Annotated in this window: 10 protein-coding genes and 2 rRNA genes; 7 read left to right on the top strand and 5 right to left on the bottom strand. The window is 66.4% G+C overall.

Going from position 1 to position 15,606, the window contains the following annotated elements; all coding sequences use genetic code 11:
• Positions 1 to 64 precede the first annotated feature (64 nt).
• A 23S ribosomal RNA gene (locus tag OG936_RS12730) occupies positions 65 to 3,189 on the top strand.
• Positions 3,190 to 3,266: 77 nt separating this feature from the next.
• A 5S ribosomal RNA gene (gene rrf / locus OG936_RS12725) occupies positions 3,267 to 3,383 on the top strand.
• A gap of 113 nt (positions 3,384 to 3,496) precedes the next feature.
• Here the strand turns inward: rrf and OG936_RS12720 are convergent.
• From OG936_RS12720 to OG936_RS12700, 5 genes are read right to left on the bottom strand one after another with little or no spacing between them, the layout of a single operon-like run.
• A complete protein-coding gene (locus OG936_RS12720; protein WP_406500418.1) occupies positions 3,497 to 4,807 on the bottom strand; it encodes a DUF58 domain-containing protein in 1,311 nt (436 codons plus the stop codon).
• 10 nt (positions 4,808 to 4,817) lie between these two features.
• Positions 4,818 to 5,819 carry an AAA family ATPase gene (locus tag OG936_RS12715; RefSeq protein WP_406494655.1) on the bottom strand — a complete coding sequence of 334 codons (1,002 nt, stop codon included), beginning with the start codon at positions 5,817 to 5,819 and terminating at the stop codon, positions 4,818 to 4,820.
• Positions 5,816 to 7,024 (bottom strand): DUF4350 domain-containing protein, encoded by a 1,209-nt coding sequence (locus OG936_RS12710; RefSeq protein ID WP_406494654.1) that lies wholly within the window; start codon positions 7,022 to 7,024, stop codon positions 5,816 to 5,818. The genes OG936_RS12715 and OG936_RS12710 overlap by 4 nt, the downstream gene beginning before the upstream one ends.
• Positions 7,021 to 7,710: a DUF4129 domain-containing protein gene (locus OG936_RS12705; protein WP_406494653.1), complete on the bottom strand. Its 690-nt coding sequence runs from the start codon at positions 7,708 to 7,710 to the stop codon at positions 7,021 to 7,023. The genes OG936_RS12710 and OG936_RS12705 overlap by 4 nt, the downstream gene beginning before the upstream one ends.
• Positions 7,711 to 7,714: 4 nt before the next feature.
• On the bottom strand, positions 7,715 to 8,923 hold the full coding sequence (locus OG936_RS12700) for a hypothetical protein (protein WP_406494651.1): 1,209 nt from the start codon (positions 8,921 to 8,923) through the stop codon (positions 7,715 to 7,717).
• A gap of 140 nt (positions 8,924 to 9,063) precedes the next feature.
• On the opposite strand from OG936_RS12700, the gene mtnA reads away from it, so the two are divergent.
• The 5 genes from mtnA to OG936_RS12675 all read left to right on the top strand — a co-directional run bounded on the left by mtnA (position 9,064) and on the right by OG936_RS12675 (position 15,599).
• Complete coding sequence (gene mtnA, locus OG936_RS12695; protein WP_406494650.1) at positions 9,064 to 10,209, top strand: S-methyl-5-thioribose-1-phosphate isomerase; 1,146 nt, start codon at positions 9,064 to 9,066, stop codon at positions 10,207 to 10,209.
• A gap of 4 nt (positions 10,210 to 10,213) precedes the next feature.
• Positions 10,214 to 10,903: a two-component system response regulator MtrA gene (gene mtrA, locus OG936_RS12690; RefSeq protein WP_187438793.1), complete on the top strand. Its 690-nt coding sequence runs from the start codon at positions 10,214 to 10,216 to the stop codon at positions 10,901 to 10,903.
• A gap of 1 nt (position 10,904) precedes the next feature.
• The gene (gene mtrB, locus OG936_RS12685) at positions 10,905 to 12,929 is read left to right on the top strand and encodes an MtrAB system histidine kinase MtrB (protein WP_406494648.1); all 2,025 of its coding nucleotides are present in this window, start codon (positions 10,905 to 10,907) and stop codon (positions 12,927 to 12,929) included.
• The gene (locus tag OG936_RS12680) at positions 12,919 to 14,781 is read left to right on the top strand and encodes an LpqB family beta-propeller domain-containing protein (RefSeq protein ID WP_406494646.1); all 1,863 of its coding nucleotides are present in this window, start codon (positions 12,919 to 12,921) and stop codon (positions 14,779 to 14,781) included. The genes mtrB and OG936_RS12680 overlap by 11 nt, the downstream gene beginning before the upstream one ends.
• Positions 14,782 to 14,870: 89 nt before the next feature.
• The gene (locus OG936_RS12675; protein ID WP_383759904.1) at positions 14,871 to 15,599 is read left to right on the top strand and encodes a ComF family protein; all 729 of its coding nucleotides are present in this window, start codon (positions 14,871 to 14,873) and stop codon (positions 15,597 to 15,599) included.
• Positions 15,600 to 15,606 lie beyond the last annotated feature (7 nt).

The following is a 15,606-nucleotide window of genomic DNA, read 5'->3' as shown; positions in this document are numbered from 1 at the left end:
TCGGAGCGGGGTGATGGGTGGCTGGTCGTTGTTTGAGAACTGCACAGTGGACGCGAGCATCTGTGGCCAAGTTTTTAAGGGCGCACGGTGGATGCCTTGGCACCAGGAACCGATGAAGGACGTGGGAGGCCACGATAGGCCCCGGGGAGCTGTCAACCGAGCTTTGATCCGGGGGTGTCCGAATGGGGAAACCCGGCAGTCGTCATGGGCTGTCACCCGCTGCTGAACACATAGGCAGTGTGGAGGGAACGAGGGGAAGTGAAACATCTCAGTACCCTCAGGAAGAGAAAACAACCGTGATTCCGGGAGTAGTGGCGAGCGAAACTGGATGAGGCCAAACCGTATGCGTGTGATACCCGGCAGGGGTTGCGCATGCGGGGTTGCGGGAGTTCTCTTGATCAATCTGCCGATTGGTCGACGAGTCAGAAACCGTTGATGTAGGCGAAGGACATGCGAAAGGTCCGGCGTAGAGGGTAAGACCCCCGTAGCTGAAACATCAACGGCTCGTTTGAGAATTTCCCAAGTAGCACGGGGCCCGAGAAATCCCGTGTGAATCTGGCGGGACCACCCGCTAAGCCTAAATATTCCCTGGTGACCGATAGCGGATAGTACCGTGAGGGAATGGTGAAAAGTACCGCGGGAGCGGAGTGAAATAGTACCTGAAACCGTGTGCCTACAAGCCGTGGGAGCGTCGCTGTATGTGCTTGCACATGCAGTCGTGACTGCGTGCCTTTTGAAGAATGAGCCTGCGAGTTTGCGGTGTGTTGCGAGGTTAACCCGTGTGGGGAAGCCGTAGCGAAAGCGAGTCCGAATAGGGCGTTTTAGTAGCACGCTCAAGACCCGAAGCGGAGTGATCTAGCCATGGGCAGGTTGAAGCGGAGGTAAGACTTCGTGGAGGACCGAACCCACCAGGGTTGAAAACCTGGGGGATGACCTGTGGTTAGGGGTGAAAGGCCAATCAAACTCCGTGATAGCTGGTTCTCCCCGAAATGCATTTAGGTGCAGCGTCGTGTGTTTCTTGCCGGAGGTAGAGCACTGGATAGGCGATGGGCCCTACCGGGTTACTGACCTTAGCCAAACTCCGAATGCCGGTAAGTGAGAGCACGGCAGTGAGACTGTGGGGGATAAGCTCCATGGTCGAGAGGGAAACAGCCCAGAGCATCGACTAAGGCCCCTAAGCGTACGCTAAGTGGGAAAGGATGTGGAGTCGCAGAGACAACCAGGAGGTTGGCTTAGAAGCAGCCACCCTTGAAAGAGTGCGTAATAGCTCACTGGTCAAGTGATTCCGCGCCGACAATGTAGCGGGGCTCAAGCGTACCGCCGAAGTCGTGTCATTCCAGCGTATAGGGCCAACGCCTGCTGGGATGGGTAGGGGAGCGTCGTGTGCCGGGTGAAGCAGCCGCGGAAGCGAGTTGTGGACGGTTCACGAGTGAGAATGCAGGCATGAGTAGCGATACACACGTGAGAAACGTGTGCGCCGATTGACTAAGGGTTCCTGGGTCAAGCTGATCTGCCCAGGGTAAGTCGGGACCTAAGGCGAGGCCGACAGGCGTAGTCGATGGACAACCGGTTGATATTCCGGTACCCGCTTTGAAACGCCCAATGCTGAATCAGGCGATGCTAAGTCCGTGAAGCCGGCCCGATCTCTTCGGAGTTGAGGGTAGTGGTGGAGCCGACGAACCAGACTTGTACTAGGTAAGCGATGGGGTGACGCAGGAAGGTAGTCCAGCCCGGGCGGTGGTAGTCCCGGGGTAAGGGTGTAGGCCGTGTGGTAGGTAAATCCGTCACACGTTAAGGCTGAGACCTGATGCCGAGCCGATTGTGGTGAAGTGGATGATCCTATGCTGTCGAGAAAAGCCTCTAGCGAGTTTCATGGCGGCCCGTACCCTAAACCGACTCAGGTAGTCAGGTAGAGAATACCGAGGCGTTCGGGTGAACTATGGTTAAGGAACTCGGCAAAATGCCCCCGTAACTTCGGGAGAAGGGGGGCCATCACTGGTGAGGAGACTTGCTCTCCGAGCTGGGGGTGGCCGCAGAGACCAGCGAGAAGCGACTGTTTACTAAAAACACAGGTCCGTGCGAAGCCGTAAGGCGATGTATACGGACTGACGCCTGCCCGGTGCTGGAACGTTAAGGGGACCGGTTAGCCGACTTTCGGGTCGGCGAAGCTGAGAACTTAAGCGCCAGTAAACGGCGGTGGTAACTATAACCATCCTAAGGTAGCGAAATTCCTTGTCGGGTAAGTTCCGACCTGCACGAATGGCGTAACGACTTCTCGACTGTCTCAACCATAGGCCCGGTGAAATTGCACTACGAGTAAAGATGCTCGTTTCGCGCAGCAGGACGGAAAGACCCCGGGACCTTTACTATAGTTTGATATTGGTGTTCGGTTCGGCTTGTGTAGGATAGGTGGGAGACTTTGAAGCGGCCACGCCAGTGGTTGTGGAGTCGTCGTTGAAATACCACTCTGGTCGTGCTGGATGTCTAACCTGGGTCCGTGATCCGGATCAGGGACAGTGTCTGATGGGTAGTTTAACTGGGGCGGTTGCCTCCTAAAGAGTAACGGAGGCGCCCAAAGGTTCCCTCAGCCTGGTTGGCAATCAGGTGTTGAGTGTAAGTGCACAAGGGAGCTTGACTGTGAGACCGACGGGTCGAGCAGGGACGAAAGTCGGGACTAGTGATCCGGCAGTGGCTTGTGGAAGCGCTGTCGCTCAACGGATAAAAGGTACCCCGGGGATAACAGGCTGATCTTCCCCAAGAGTCCATATCGACGGGATGGTTTGGCACCTCGATGTCGGCTCGTCGCATCCTGGGGCTGGAGTCGGTCCCAAGGGTTGGGCTGTTCGCCCATTAAAGCGGTACGCGAGCTGGGTTTAGAACGTCGTGAGACAGTTCGGTCCCTATCCGCTGTGCGCGTAGGAATATTGAGAAGGGCTGTCCCTAGTACGAGAGGACCGGGACGGACGAACCTCTGGTGTGCCAGTTGTTCTGCCAAGGGCATGGCTGGTTGGCTACGTTCGGAAAGGATAACCGCTGAAAGCATCTAAGCGGGAAGCCTGCTTCGAGATGAGTATTCCCACCAACTTGATTGGTTAAGGCTCCCAGTAGACGACTGGGTTGATAGGCCAGATGTGGAAGCCCGGTAACGGGTGGAGCTGACTGGTACTAATAGGCCGAGGGCTTGTCCTCAGTTGCTCGCGTCCACTGTGTTTGTTCTGAAATAACGAACGGCCGTGTTGTTCCGGTGTTGGTTAATTTCATAGTGTTTCGGTGGTCATTGCGTTAGGGAAACGCCCGGTTACATTCCGAACCCGGAAGCTAAGCCTTTCAGCGCCGATGGTACTGCAGGGGGGACCCTGTGGGAGAGTAGGACGCCGCCGAACTCCTTTTACGGGAATGCCCCGTGCCCTTGTGGCACGGGGCTTTTCTGCGTTCGGAACCCGTTGGGAAAGTGCCCCTTCCCCAACGGGCCTTTGGTGGGCGGGAATGGGTCGGGTCAGAGGCGACCCGTGCTCTTGAGAGTCAGGTAGGCGTCGGCCAGAGCCGGGGCGAGGGTGTCAGGGGCGGCATCGACCACGATGGCGCCGCGACGCTGAAGCTGCTCTGCAGTGCGCAGTCGCCTCGCTCGGGCCTGTGTGCCGGCTGCCGACTCGTAGACCGCGTCCACTGTGCCCCTGGCTCCCACCATCTGTTCGATGTGGGGGTCGGTCACTGACGCTACCAGCACCGTATGGCGCTGAGTCAGCTGGCGGAGAACAGGCATTAGGCCCTCTTCCACGGGGGCCGCGTCCAGACCGGTGAGCAGCACGATCAGAGAGCGACGAGGTGCGGAGGCAAGCACAGCAGCGCTGAGCCCTCGGGTATCCGTTTCCACGAGTGCTGGTTCGACCGATGCCAGCGCGTTCACCATGGCCGATAGGACTTCTCCCGCGGACCTGCCCTGCACCTGGGCCCGGATTCGACGGTCGTAGGCGAGCAGATCCACACGGTCACCTGCACGAGAGGCCAGCGCGGTGAGGAGCAGAGCCGCGTCCAGGGCGGCATCGAGACGGGGCACATCACCGACACGACCCGCCGAAGTACGGCCGGTGTCCAGGGCGATGAGGATGTGGCGGTCACGCTCAGGTCGCCATGTTCGCACCGCGACGGCGGAGTGACGTGCTGTGGCCCGCCAGTCGATGGAACGCGTGTCGTCGCCAGGAACGTACTCACGCAGGCTGTCGAACTCCGTGCCGTTCCCGCGCGTGAGGACGCTGCTGCGGCCGTCGAGCTCCCGGAGTCTGGCAAGACGGGACGGCAGGTGCTTGCGGCTGGTGAACGGTGGCAGGACACGTACCGTCCACGGGACTTGGTGATTCCCTTGACGGGCCGCGAGCCCCAGAGGTCCGAACGAGCGGACGGTGACACCTTCGGCTCGGCGGTCTCCGCGCCGCGTGGGTCGCAGCCGGGTGGTGAGCCGACGGCGTTCCCCCGCCGGGATCGTCAGTGTGTGACGGGCTGAGGACTGCCCCGTGCCGGTGGGCCAGCTGCTGGGCGGCCAGGCGTCACGGAGGTGTGCCCGTAGGCGTCGGCGGGAAGGATTGGTTACGGTGAGTTGCACTTCGGCGGACTCTCCAAGGCGAACGGTCGTATCACCGGATCGGGTGAACTGAAGCGTTCGCGCTGGTGCAGCCAGGGCATAGTCGCACAGAATTGCTAGAGAGAGCGGTGCGTTGACCGCGAGCATGCCTGTCCAGCTTGGGGCAAGGATGCCTACAGGGAGTGATCCCAGGGCGGCCAGCAAGGCGGTACGTCCGGTCAGGGCCACGGTCACTGCCTCATCGGGGTACGGGGACGTGGGCGAGGATCGCCGTGATGACGGAGTCGGAGGAGACTCCCTCCATCTCGGCCTCGGGCCGTAGTTGGATGCGATGGCGAAGCGTGGGGAGAGCCAAGGCTTTCACGTCATCCGGAATGACGTAGTCGCGGCCGGTGAGCCAGGCCCAGGCACGGGAGGTCGACAGCAGGGCGGTAGCGCCTCGGGGAGAGACACCGAGAGAGAGGGAGGGGGACTCACGCGTGGCACGACAGATATCGACGACATAGCCGGCGATCTCAGGGGAGACCTTGGTCCGTGAAACTGCGTTGCGGGCTGCTTCCAGATCGGCCGGGCCGGCAACGGGGCGTATGCCCGCTGACATGAGGTCGCGCGGATTGAAGCCTTCGGAATGACGGGTGAGGACGTTGATCTCCTCGTCGCGGGACGGCAGGGGCACGGTCAGTTTGAGGAGAAAACGGTCCAGCTGGGCCTCGGGGAGCGGGTAGGTGCCTTCGTATTCGACGGGATTCTGCGTAGCGGCCACGAGGAAGGGGTCGGGCAGGAGCCGAGGGGTTCCATCGACGGTGACCTGGCGCTCTTCCATCGCTTCCAGGAGGGAGGACTGCGTCTTGGGAGGGGTGCGGTTGATCTCGTCGGCGATCAGCAGGTTGGTGAATACGGGTCCTGGCTGAAAGGAGAACTCTGCTGTGCGGGCGTCGTAGACCAGCGAACCGGTGACATCGCTCGGCATCAGGTCGGGGGTGAACTGGACCCGCTTGGTGTCGAGTTCGAGTGAGGCGGCGAGAGCTCGGACCAAGAGGGTCTTGGCCACGCCGGGAACACCTTCGAGGAGGACGTGGCCTCGGCAGAGCAGGGCGACGACGAGTCCCGTGACTGCGGGGTCCTGGCCGACCACGGCCTTGGCGATCTCGGAGCGCAGCGCTTCAAGGGATGCGCGGGCTGTGTCGCCGTTTCCGAGGGTCTCGGTGGCCCCGGCGGGCACTGGGGGCGGTGCGCTCATGACGTGCGTACCTCTCTTTCGAGGGTGTCGAGTTGATCTGCCAGATGTACAAGAGCGGCATCGTCGGACGGGGCGGGTCCGAAGAGCAGGGCTTGGAGATCGGTGCCGGTGGTGTTGAGGCGGGCGGAAACGGCAGGGATGAGCGTCATAGGGGAGTGGGCATCGCGCGGGGCGACGCCGATGAGCGGGGCGATACGGGTGCGGGTGGCAGAGCGCAGTGCGTCGGCGACCCGGTCGCGGGCGTTGGCCCGGCGGTAGAGGCGGGCTCGCCCTTCGGCGGATTCGGAGGCGCGGATGGCCACAGGCAGCCGTTCGGTCACCAGAGGGCCCAGACGGCGGGCGCGCCAAATGGCGGCGAGCACAGCGGCAAGTGCGAGTTGCAGGGTGCCCCAAAGCCAGCCTCGGGGAATCAGGTCGGCGAAGCTGCGGTCGTTGTGGGCGCCGCCGTCTCCGCCGTTCTCTGCGGCAGCGGAAGTGTCAGCGAGCGAGGGGAGGTACCAGACCAGATGTGGGCGGGAGCCGAGGAGTTGGAGGGCCAGGGAGGCATTGCCCTGGTTGCCGAGCCGGTCGTTGTAGAGGAGGTCGGGGGAACCGAGGAGGACGGTATCGGTCGTCCCCCGTTCGACCAGGAGCAAGGTGGGGAGGCCATCGCTCGGGAAGCAGGCGACGGAGCCGGGGCCGTTGGAGGAGTAATGGAAGCCTCCCGTTTCGGCGGTACCGGCGTTGCGGGCGGCGGACAGGGAGCACTGAGGGGCGCGGGTGGCCACCGGTCCGGTGGACTCTGCGCGGACACCGGGGACCAGGGTGCCCACGGAGTCAGGGCCTGCTGCGAGAAGGACGGTGCGGCCGGCCGAGTCGGCTGTCGCGGCGTGGAGTTTGTTCTGCTGGTGCGGTGTCAGCAGATCGGGGGAGGTGACGAGCAGCGTGGTCTCGGGGCCGGCCTGGGCCGTGGCCTCGTCGAGCGTGGTGACCACATGCACGGAGACGCCACGCTCTTTGAGGAGTTCGGCGACGGCCCGGCTTCCGTAGCGGTCGGCCGAGCGGGGGTCGAGGCGGCCGTGCTGGTCACCGGAGCGCACGGTTGCCAGTGTGATTCCGGCTGCGGCGAGTACCAGGAGGGCGAGCAGCAGACCTCGGGTTCGGGTCCAGATCTGGTGTGGGGTGAGGGATACCGAGGTGGTGGGGGCGGCGGTGACCTCGGTCATTCGGCTGCTCCCTGGGCCGCGGTTGTCAGGAGGGGTTTGGCGGTCTGGAGATCGAGCTCCAGAGCTCGTACGGCGAGGTACGCCTGCTGGTCCGCGGTGCGGCCGCCGTATGTGACATCGTCGAATTCTCTGGCGGCGGCGTGGAGTCGCGTGGCGTGGGCGGGTAGCGGTCGGCCCGCTTCGGCGGCGGCCTCGTCTGCGGTGCGCCCAGGGCGGGGTGCGAGCAGGGCGCGCTCTTCCAGAGAGCGGACGATGGCGCGCATGCGCTCCTGGACGGCCTCGTTCCAGCGGTGGGCGGCCGCGTGGGTCTCGGCGGCCGTCCTGTGGTCGGCCGCACCGCGGGGGCTGTCGTCGAAGAGAGCGTCAGCGGAGCGCACGGTGCGGTGCGGGGCACCCAGCCGCCACCAGAGCGCGGCGACGAGGCCGATGACGACAAGCACAAGCACGACAAGACCGACGGGTCCGCCCGGTGCGGTGCCGGAGGCCGTGTTCAGGAGATCGCCAATCCAGTCCCAGAGCCGATCGAGACCGCGCTGGAGGAAGTTGGGGTCGTTCTCGTGGTACATCGGCTTGGACAGCTCGTGCTTCGCAGCCTCCCGGGCCGGGACACGTGGGGTGTCCACGGGTATGTCGCCGCTCGCTCGGATCAGTAGCTGTGCTGCTGTTGTGCCCCCCGCCCCCGACACGGCATCAGCTCCTGGTGTCGTAGCCGGGCAGGCCCGCTGCCCGGGCGAGGTCGAGGTCGAGTGCTTCCCGACGGATGCGCTGATCGATGTAGAGCAGGGCCATCACACCGGCGGAGAGCGGGTAGGTGATCGTGGCGGTGATCACTGCGCCGATGCCGGAGACGATCAGGAACGGCCAGCCGAAGTCCATGGAGCCGTCGGTGAGGAGGGAGTTGATACCGCCACCGTCCACAGAGATCGCGATGATGCTGAATGGAATCGCGATGACCAAGGACACGATGAGCGTCAGCAGCCAGGTGAGAGCCAGGATGCCGAAAGTTCGCCACCATGCGCCCCTGACCAGCTTCGCGGAGCGTCGCATGGAGGCAGTGATCGATTGCTGCTCCAGCATCAGTGCCGGCGGGGCGAGGCAGAAGCGGACCATCAGCCAGATGACGACGACGGAGGTGGCCAGGAAGCCGACGGCGACGAGTACGGCGCCTACGGCAGATCCGATCAGCATGCCCGGCAACAGGCCGACCGTCAGGATGGCGGAACTGATCAGGACCAACAGCAGTGTCAGACCCAGCATCTGGGCAAGCCGGGGCCGGGCCTCGCCCCAGGCGTCCGAGAGCGTCACCGGGCGGCCGAGCACCGAGCGGCTGATCACCACGGTCAGTACGGATGTCGTGATCAGCGTGGCGATCATGGTGATGAGCAGGGACGGCACGTTGTTGATCAGTGCCGACTGGGCCGAGTCGGCACTTTGCCTGAGCGCCTCCGAGCCGGTGGCATCCGGGTTGATCGCCGCGGGTTCCGGCAGCAGATAGCGCTGCACGAGGGTGATCGCGATCTGGGCGATCACGGAGACGGTGAGCGTGATGCCGAGAACCGTGCGCCAGTGGGCGCGCATCGTGGAGACAGCGCCGTCGAGGATCTCGCCGACGCCGAGCGGCCGGAGCGGGATGACACCGGGCTTGGCCGCAGCGGGCGGCCGGGCCCAGCCGGCGCCGTGCGGCCCGCCGCCCCAGCCCGGGGCGCCGTGCGGCCCGCCGGGACCTGCTCCCGGAGTGCTCGGTGGGGACCACTTCCCTGCGGGCGGTTGCGTGGGCGACCAGTTCCCTGCCGGGCCGCTGCCGCTGCCGTCGACGGGCTCGGAAGGCCGGGGGACGCCCGCCTTCTGGCCGTCGGAGGGGGCAGATCCGGGCGAGGCCCAGCCCGGAGTGTCGTTCATTCTCGCTCCTTCATGGTCCTGTCCGCTCATCGGGGCGGCAGGTTGGCAGCCATCGTGCCACGCGTTGCTCCGGCGCGGGCCTGGCGCTCCATCTCCTTCGTACCTTCATTTGTGAGCGGTTTACCGGGCAGACTGTGCGGATGGCTGATCAGGACGCGCAATCGCCGGTGGGCATCGAGCCCCCCGCGCTTCCCGTACTTCGCTGGGGCGAGCTTCCGGAAGGTCCCGCGCTGGTACTCCTCGACCAGACACGGCTGCCTGCCGAGGAGGCCGAACTCGTGTGCACCGACGTGCCCGCGCTGGTGCAGGCGATCCGGACGCTGGCAGTGCGCGGGGCGCCGCTGCTGGGCATCGCAGGGGCTTACGGAGTGGCTCTCGCAGCCGTGCGGGGAGACGACGTGGCCGAGGCCGCGGAACTGCTGGAGCGGGCGCGGCCCACCGCGGTGAATCTCGGATACGGGGTGCGGCGGGCTGCCGAAGCGTACGAGGCTGCCGTCGGGAAGGAGGCCGATCCGGGGCGGGCCGCCGAGGCGGCGCTGTCCGAGGCCAGGGCGCTGCACCGGGAGGACACCGAGGCCAGTGGGCGTATGGCGCGCTACGGGCTTGCCCTTCTGGATGAACTGCTGTCCGGCGGCAGCCATCAACTGCTGACGCACTGCAATACAGGGGCGCTCGTCTCGGGTGGTGAGGGCACTGCCTTCGCTGTGGCGCTCGGGGCACACCGGGAGGGGAGGCTGCGCCGGCTGTGGGTGGACGAGACCCGTCCACTGCTGCAGGGAGCCCGGCTGACCGCGTACGAGGCCGCGCGCAATGGCATGCCGTACACCTTGCTCACGGATAGTGCCGCAGGTTCGCTGTTCGCCGCGGGCGAGGTGGACGCCGTACTCGTCGGGGCGGACCGCATTGCCGCGGACGGATCGGTGGCGAACAAGGTGGGGAGCTATCCGCTGGCGGTGCTCGCGAAGTACCACCACGTACCGTTCATCGTGGTGGCGCCGACCACGACCGTGGATCCGGACACCGCGGACGGGGCATCGATCACCGTGGAGCAGCGGCCCGGGAGGGAAGTGACGGAGCTCACATCGCCGCGGGTGGGGGTGGCAGGCGGGGAGGTCGGCGGGGTGCTCGTGGCACCGGTCGGAACCCCCGCGTACAACCCCGCATTCGACATCACACCGCCGGAGCTGGTTACGGCGATCGTCACGGAGGAGGGCGTGGTTTCCCCGGTCACGGGGGTCGGACTGGCAGAGCTGTGTGCCAGGTCATCGCAGGTAACGATTAGCTAATGGGATGATGTCGATTATGAAGGGACGCGTCCTTGTCGTCGACGACGACACCGCACTGGCCGAGATGCTCGGGATTGTGCTGCGTGGTGAAGGGTTCGAGCCGTCGTTCGTAGCGGACGGCGACAAGGCACTTGCTGCATTTCGTGAGGCCAAGCCGGACCTGGTCCTGCTGGATCTGATGCTGCCCGGAAGGGACGGCATCGAGGTCTGCAGGTTGATCAGGGCCGAGTCGGGTGTGCCGATCGTCATGCTCACTGCCAAGAGCGACACGGTTGACGTGGTGGTGGGCCTGGAGTCCGGGGCCGACGACTACATCGTCAAGCCGTTCAAACCTAAGGAGTTGGTTGCCCGGATCAGGGCACGTCTGCGGAGGTCCGAGGAACCGGCGCCTGAGCAGCTGGCCATCGGGGACCTGGTCATTGACGTGGCCGGTCACTCGGTGAAGCGGGAAGGGCAGTCGATCGCCCTCACCCCGCTGGAGTTCGACCTGCTGGTCGCGCTCGCCCGCAAGCCGTGGCAGGTCTTCACCCGTGAGGTGCTGCTGGAGCAGGTGTGGGGGTACCGTCACGCCGCCGACACCCGGCTGGTGAACGTGCACGTTCAGCGACTGCGTTCCAAGGTCGAGAAGGACCCGGAGCGGCCCGAGATCGTAGTGACCGTCCGCGGGGTCGGTTACAAGGCCGGACCGAGCTGAGATGCCCCCGAGCAGCGCTGCTCCGCAGCCCGGGGAGCCGGGAGCCCGTGCGGAGCAGGCTGCTGCTCCAGGACACAGGGCGTCACAGGTCGTGCGCCTCCTGAAGGGCGGCCGGTTGTTCCGCGACCGGGCGCTCGGCGGTCCTGTGCCGCGACTGCTGATGCGCTGGGTGCGGCGCCCGCTGCTGCCCGCCGTGCGGCTCTGGCGACGGAACCTCCAGCTCCGCGTCGTCGCGGGCACGCTGCTCATGTCGCTCGGTGTGGTGCTGCTCCTCGGCCTGGTCGTGATCGGACAGGTGCGCAACGGCCTGCTCGATGCCAAGGGCAAAGCTGCCCAGACCCAGGCCGCCGGCGGTTTCGCGGCGGCCCAGGAGAAGGCGAACGCTCCGCTCACCCCCGGTGGGCAGGGCAGCGACGCGGTGGACGGCAGCACGGCCAACAACTCCTGGCGGACCGAGCTCGTCGACCAGCTCGCCAGCGGCGGCAAGAACGCCTTCAACGTGGTGGCGCTGAGCGCCGACGAGGGCACCCGTGCGCCGCGCGGCTCGGGCAGTGTGGAGGCGGCGAGCATCCCGCAGAGCCTGCGGGACTCCGTGAACAACGGCCCGGGGGCGTTCCAGACGTACTCCCTGATCCAGTATGCGAATGGCCAGGAGTCGCAGCCCGGACTTGTCGTGGGCAAGCGGCTCTACGACATCGACCGCAATCCGTACCAGCTCTACTACCTCTTCCCGCTGACACAGGAGGAGAAGTCATTGACGCTGGTCAAGGGCACGCTGGCGACCGCGGGAATGTTCGTGGTCGTGCTGCTCGGAGCCATTGCCTGGTTCGTGGTGCGACAGGTCGTCACGCCCGTACGGATGGCAGCGGGCATCGTTGAGCGGCTCTCCGCGGGCCGGCTCCAGGAACGGATGAAGGTCACCGGCGAGGACGACATCGCCCGGCTCGGTGAGGCCTTCAACAAGATGGCGCAGAACCTGCAGCTCAAGATCCAGCAGTTGGAGGAGCTGTCCCGGATGCAGCGGCGCTTCGTCTCCGATGTCTCCCACGAGCTGCGGACACCCCTGACGACCGTACGGATGGCCGCCGATGTCATTCATGAGGCCCGCAGCGACTTCGATCCCGTGACGGCACGCTCCGCGGAGCTGCTCGGGGATCAGCTCGACCGGTTCGAGTCGCTGCTCTCCGATCTGCTGGAGATCAGCCGGTTCGACGCGGGCGCCGCGGCGCTGGAGGCGGAGCCGATAGATCTGCGACAGGTCGTCCGACGGGTGATCGGCGGGGCGGAGCCGCTGGCCGAGCGCAAGGGCACCCGGATCCGGGTGGTCGGCGACGAGCAGCCGGTGATCGCGGAGGCCGACGCTCGGCGGGTCGAGCGGGTCCTGCGCAATCTGGTGGTCAATGCCGTCGAGCACGGCGAGGGCCGGGATGTGGTGGTGCGGATGGGGGTGGCCGGAGGTGCGGTCGCCGTGGCCGTCCGGGACTACGGTGTGGGGCTCAAGCCCGGCGAGGCGACCCGGGTGTTCAACCGCTTCTGGCGGGCTGACCCGGCCCGCGCGCGGACGACCGGCGGCACCGGGCTCGGACTGTCCATCGCCGTGGAGGACGCCCGGCTGCACGGCGGCTGGCTGCAGGCATGGGGCGAGCCCGGTGGCGGTTCGCAGTTCCGGCTGACTCTGCCGCGCACGGCGGACGAACCGCTGCGCGGATCGCCCATACCGCTGGAGCCCGAGGACTCCCGGCGCAACCGTGAGAACAGGGAGCGCGCCGCGGCCGCTCCCACGACCGGGAGTGGGCACCGGCTGACGGCGGTGCCGAACCAGTCCGGCGGCAACGACCGGGCCGCGCTGCCCGTACCCGCGCGCGCCCCCGTGGCCCCCCGTACGGCATCGGCCTCGGCGCATCCGGCGGCGCTGCCGGGGAGCGGAGCACGGGTGGTCGCGCGCCCGGCCGAGGACCGGCCGGGTGGCGAATTCGACTCTGCAGTGAAGGAACCGGAGCGGGGGGAATCGAATCGTGGGCACTGACCGTCTCAGGGACGGCCGTGGTCGAGTGCTGGGGCTGTTCGCGCTGCTCGGAAGTGGTGTCGTGCTCCTGTCGGCGTGTGGCTCGATGCCCGTCACCGGGGATGTCAAGGCTGTCGACGCCTCGCAGCCCGGCGATTCCCAGGTGCAGGTGTACGCCGTGGCGCCGCGTGACAATGCCACCCCCAACGAGGTGGTCGACGGCTTCCTGGAGTCCATGACCAGTGATGACTCGGACTTCAGGACAACTCGTAAGTACCTGACGAGGAAGGCAGCCAGTACGTGGAAGCCGAGCGCCTTCACGACGGTGCTCACCAAGGCGCCGAACCATAACGACCGTCCGTTCCGCGACAGCGATCGCGCCACCACGGATATCACCTACACCCTGACCGGCGAGAAAGTGGCAACGGTCGACGCCCAGAACGCCTATCAGCCGCTCGCGCCCACGGACTACAACGAGACCCTGCGCCTGGTGAAGGAGAGCGGGCCGGAGGGCAAGGAGTGGCGCATCGACCTGGTGCCGGACGGACTTCTTCTCGGGCAGTCGGACTTCAAGCGGCTCTACCGCTCCGTCGACACGTACTACTTCGCCGCAGGGCGGACGGCTGCGCAGTCGACGCTGGTCGCCGACCCCGTCTATCTCCGTAGCCGGACGGACCCCGTCACCGGGATGGACACCGTGACGCAGGCGGTCCGCAGTCTCCTGGCGGGGCCGACCAGTTGGCTGCGGCCGGTGGTCGCCTCTCGCTTCCCCCCGGGTACGTCGCTGAAGAACGTCACCTCGCTGTCCCCCGACGACCGCAACGTACTGAAGGTGCCGCTCAACAAGAAGGCGGACGGTGTCGGACAGCGGTCCTGCCGCATGATGGCGGCGCAGGTCCTCTATACGCTGCGGGACCTGACGTCCGCTCGGGTCGAGCAGGTCCAGCTCCAGCGCTCCGACGGCTCCTCCCTGTGTGTCCTCGGCGCGGACCAGGCGGAGGAGTTCGCCCCTGACGGTTCGTCGAGCGGGCCGGACAGCCAGTACTTCGTCGATGACAAGGGGCATGTGCAGCGAATTCCCGGCAGCACGAAGGGCGGTGGCACCCCGGAGGTGGTGCCCGGTCCGCTCGGCAACGGACCGGTGCGGATGGGGGCGGTCGGTGTGGCCAGGGACGAGCAGTCGGCGGCGGCGGTCTCACGTGACAGGAAGGCCCTCTACGTCTCGTCCATCGTCTCGGACGGCGAGCTTCCGGCGGCCTCGGTGACCAGCAAGGCCCATGCCTCGAACGACCGTCTGTCGGTGCCGAGCTGGGACGGCCGGGGCGACCTCTGGGTGGCCGACCGGGATCCCGGTAACCGCAGACTGATGCGGCTGGCCGGTGGTGCCGGCAAGCCGCAGGAGGTCACTGTGCCGAGCTTGGACGACGATCGGATCGAGGCGCTGCGGATGTCCGCGGACGGGGTACGGATCGCGCTCCTGGTGACCAAGGACGGCCACACCACACTGAAGATCGGCCGGATCGAGCGGAGCGGGCCGGAGAGCGAACAGCAGGTCTCGGTGGTGGAGCTGCGGCAGGCCGCACCGCAACTGACGGATGTGACCGCGATGTCGTGGTCGGGCAGGAGCCGTCTCGTGGTGGTCGGCAAGGAGCAGGGCGGCGTGCAGCAGGTGCGCTATGTGCAGGCGGACGGTTCGACTCCGGCGTCGGGCGTTCTGCCCGGGGTGAACCAGGTGTCGTCGATCGCGGCGGCGGACGACGAGCAGCTGCCGCTGATGGCGGCCACGTCGAGCGACGGGATCGTGAAACTGTCGCCGGGGGACAACTGGCAGACGGTGGTCAAGCAAGGCCGGTCGCTGGTCTACCCGGGCTGACGCAGTCTCTGACGGGCCGAGACTTCGCGAGGCCGCCCTGGTTGTCCACAGGGGTGGCCGGGGCCCTTCGGGGAGTGCACAGTGGAGTCATGCGGGGATGGTGGCGGGAGATCTCCGGACTGGTCCTGCCGGTGTCCTGCGGTGGCTGCGGGAGGCCGCGCATCGAGTTGTGCGAGGAATGCCGTGCGGAGCTGTACGGCGCGGTGCCGCGCAGGGTGAGGCCCGTGCCGGAGCCGGTGGGCCTGCCGGTGGTGTACGCGGCCGCCGCGTACGAGAACGCGGTACGTGCGGTGCTCCTGGCCCATAAGGAGCGCGGCGCACTGGGGCTGGCCGGGGCGCTCGGGAAGGCGCTGGCGGGGGCAGTACGGGCCGGGACGGTACAGGCGGGCTTCGTCGGCCCGCAACTGCTGGTGCCCGTGCCGTCGGCGCGGCGGGCCGTGGCGGCGCGGGGGCATGACCCGATGCGGCGGATCGCCTTGGCCGCAGCCGGTGAGCTGCGACGCGGCGGTATCGGAGCCGAAGTGGCCGGGGTGCTTCGGCAGCGGCGCCCGGTGGCCGATCAGGCGGAGCTCGGAGCCCGGCAGAGGCAGGCGAATCTTGCGGGCGCGCTGGAGGTGGTGGCCGGAGGTGAACGGCTGCTTGCGGCCGGACGGGTGGTGCTGGTGGACGACCTTCTGACGACTGGCTCGTCGCTGGCTGAGGCGGCTCGGGCGATCGGGGCTGCGTGCGGGCGTGACGGTGTCGTCCACGGCAGCGGACAGGCAGCCGTTGTCGCAGTATCTCCGTCCGCCTTCGAAATAAACCGGAACTGTCGGTGAACCTGCA

This window comes from Streptomyces sp. NBC_00846, assembly GCF_045207325.1.
Lineage (GTDB): Bacteria > Actinomycetota > Actinomycetes > Streptomycetales > Streptomycetaceae > Streptomyces.
Note: the sequence above shows the minus strand (reverse complement) of the source record. Positions and strands in the feature narration are given on the sequence as shown.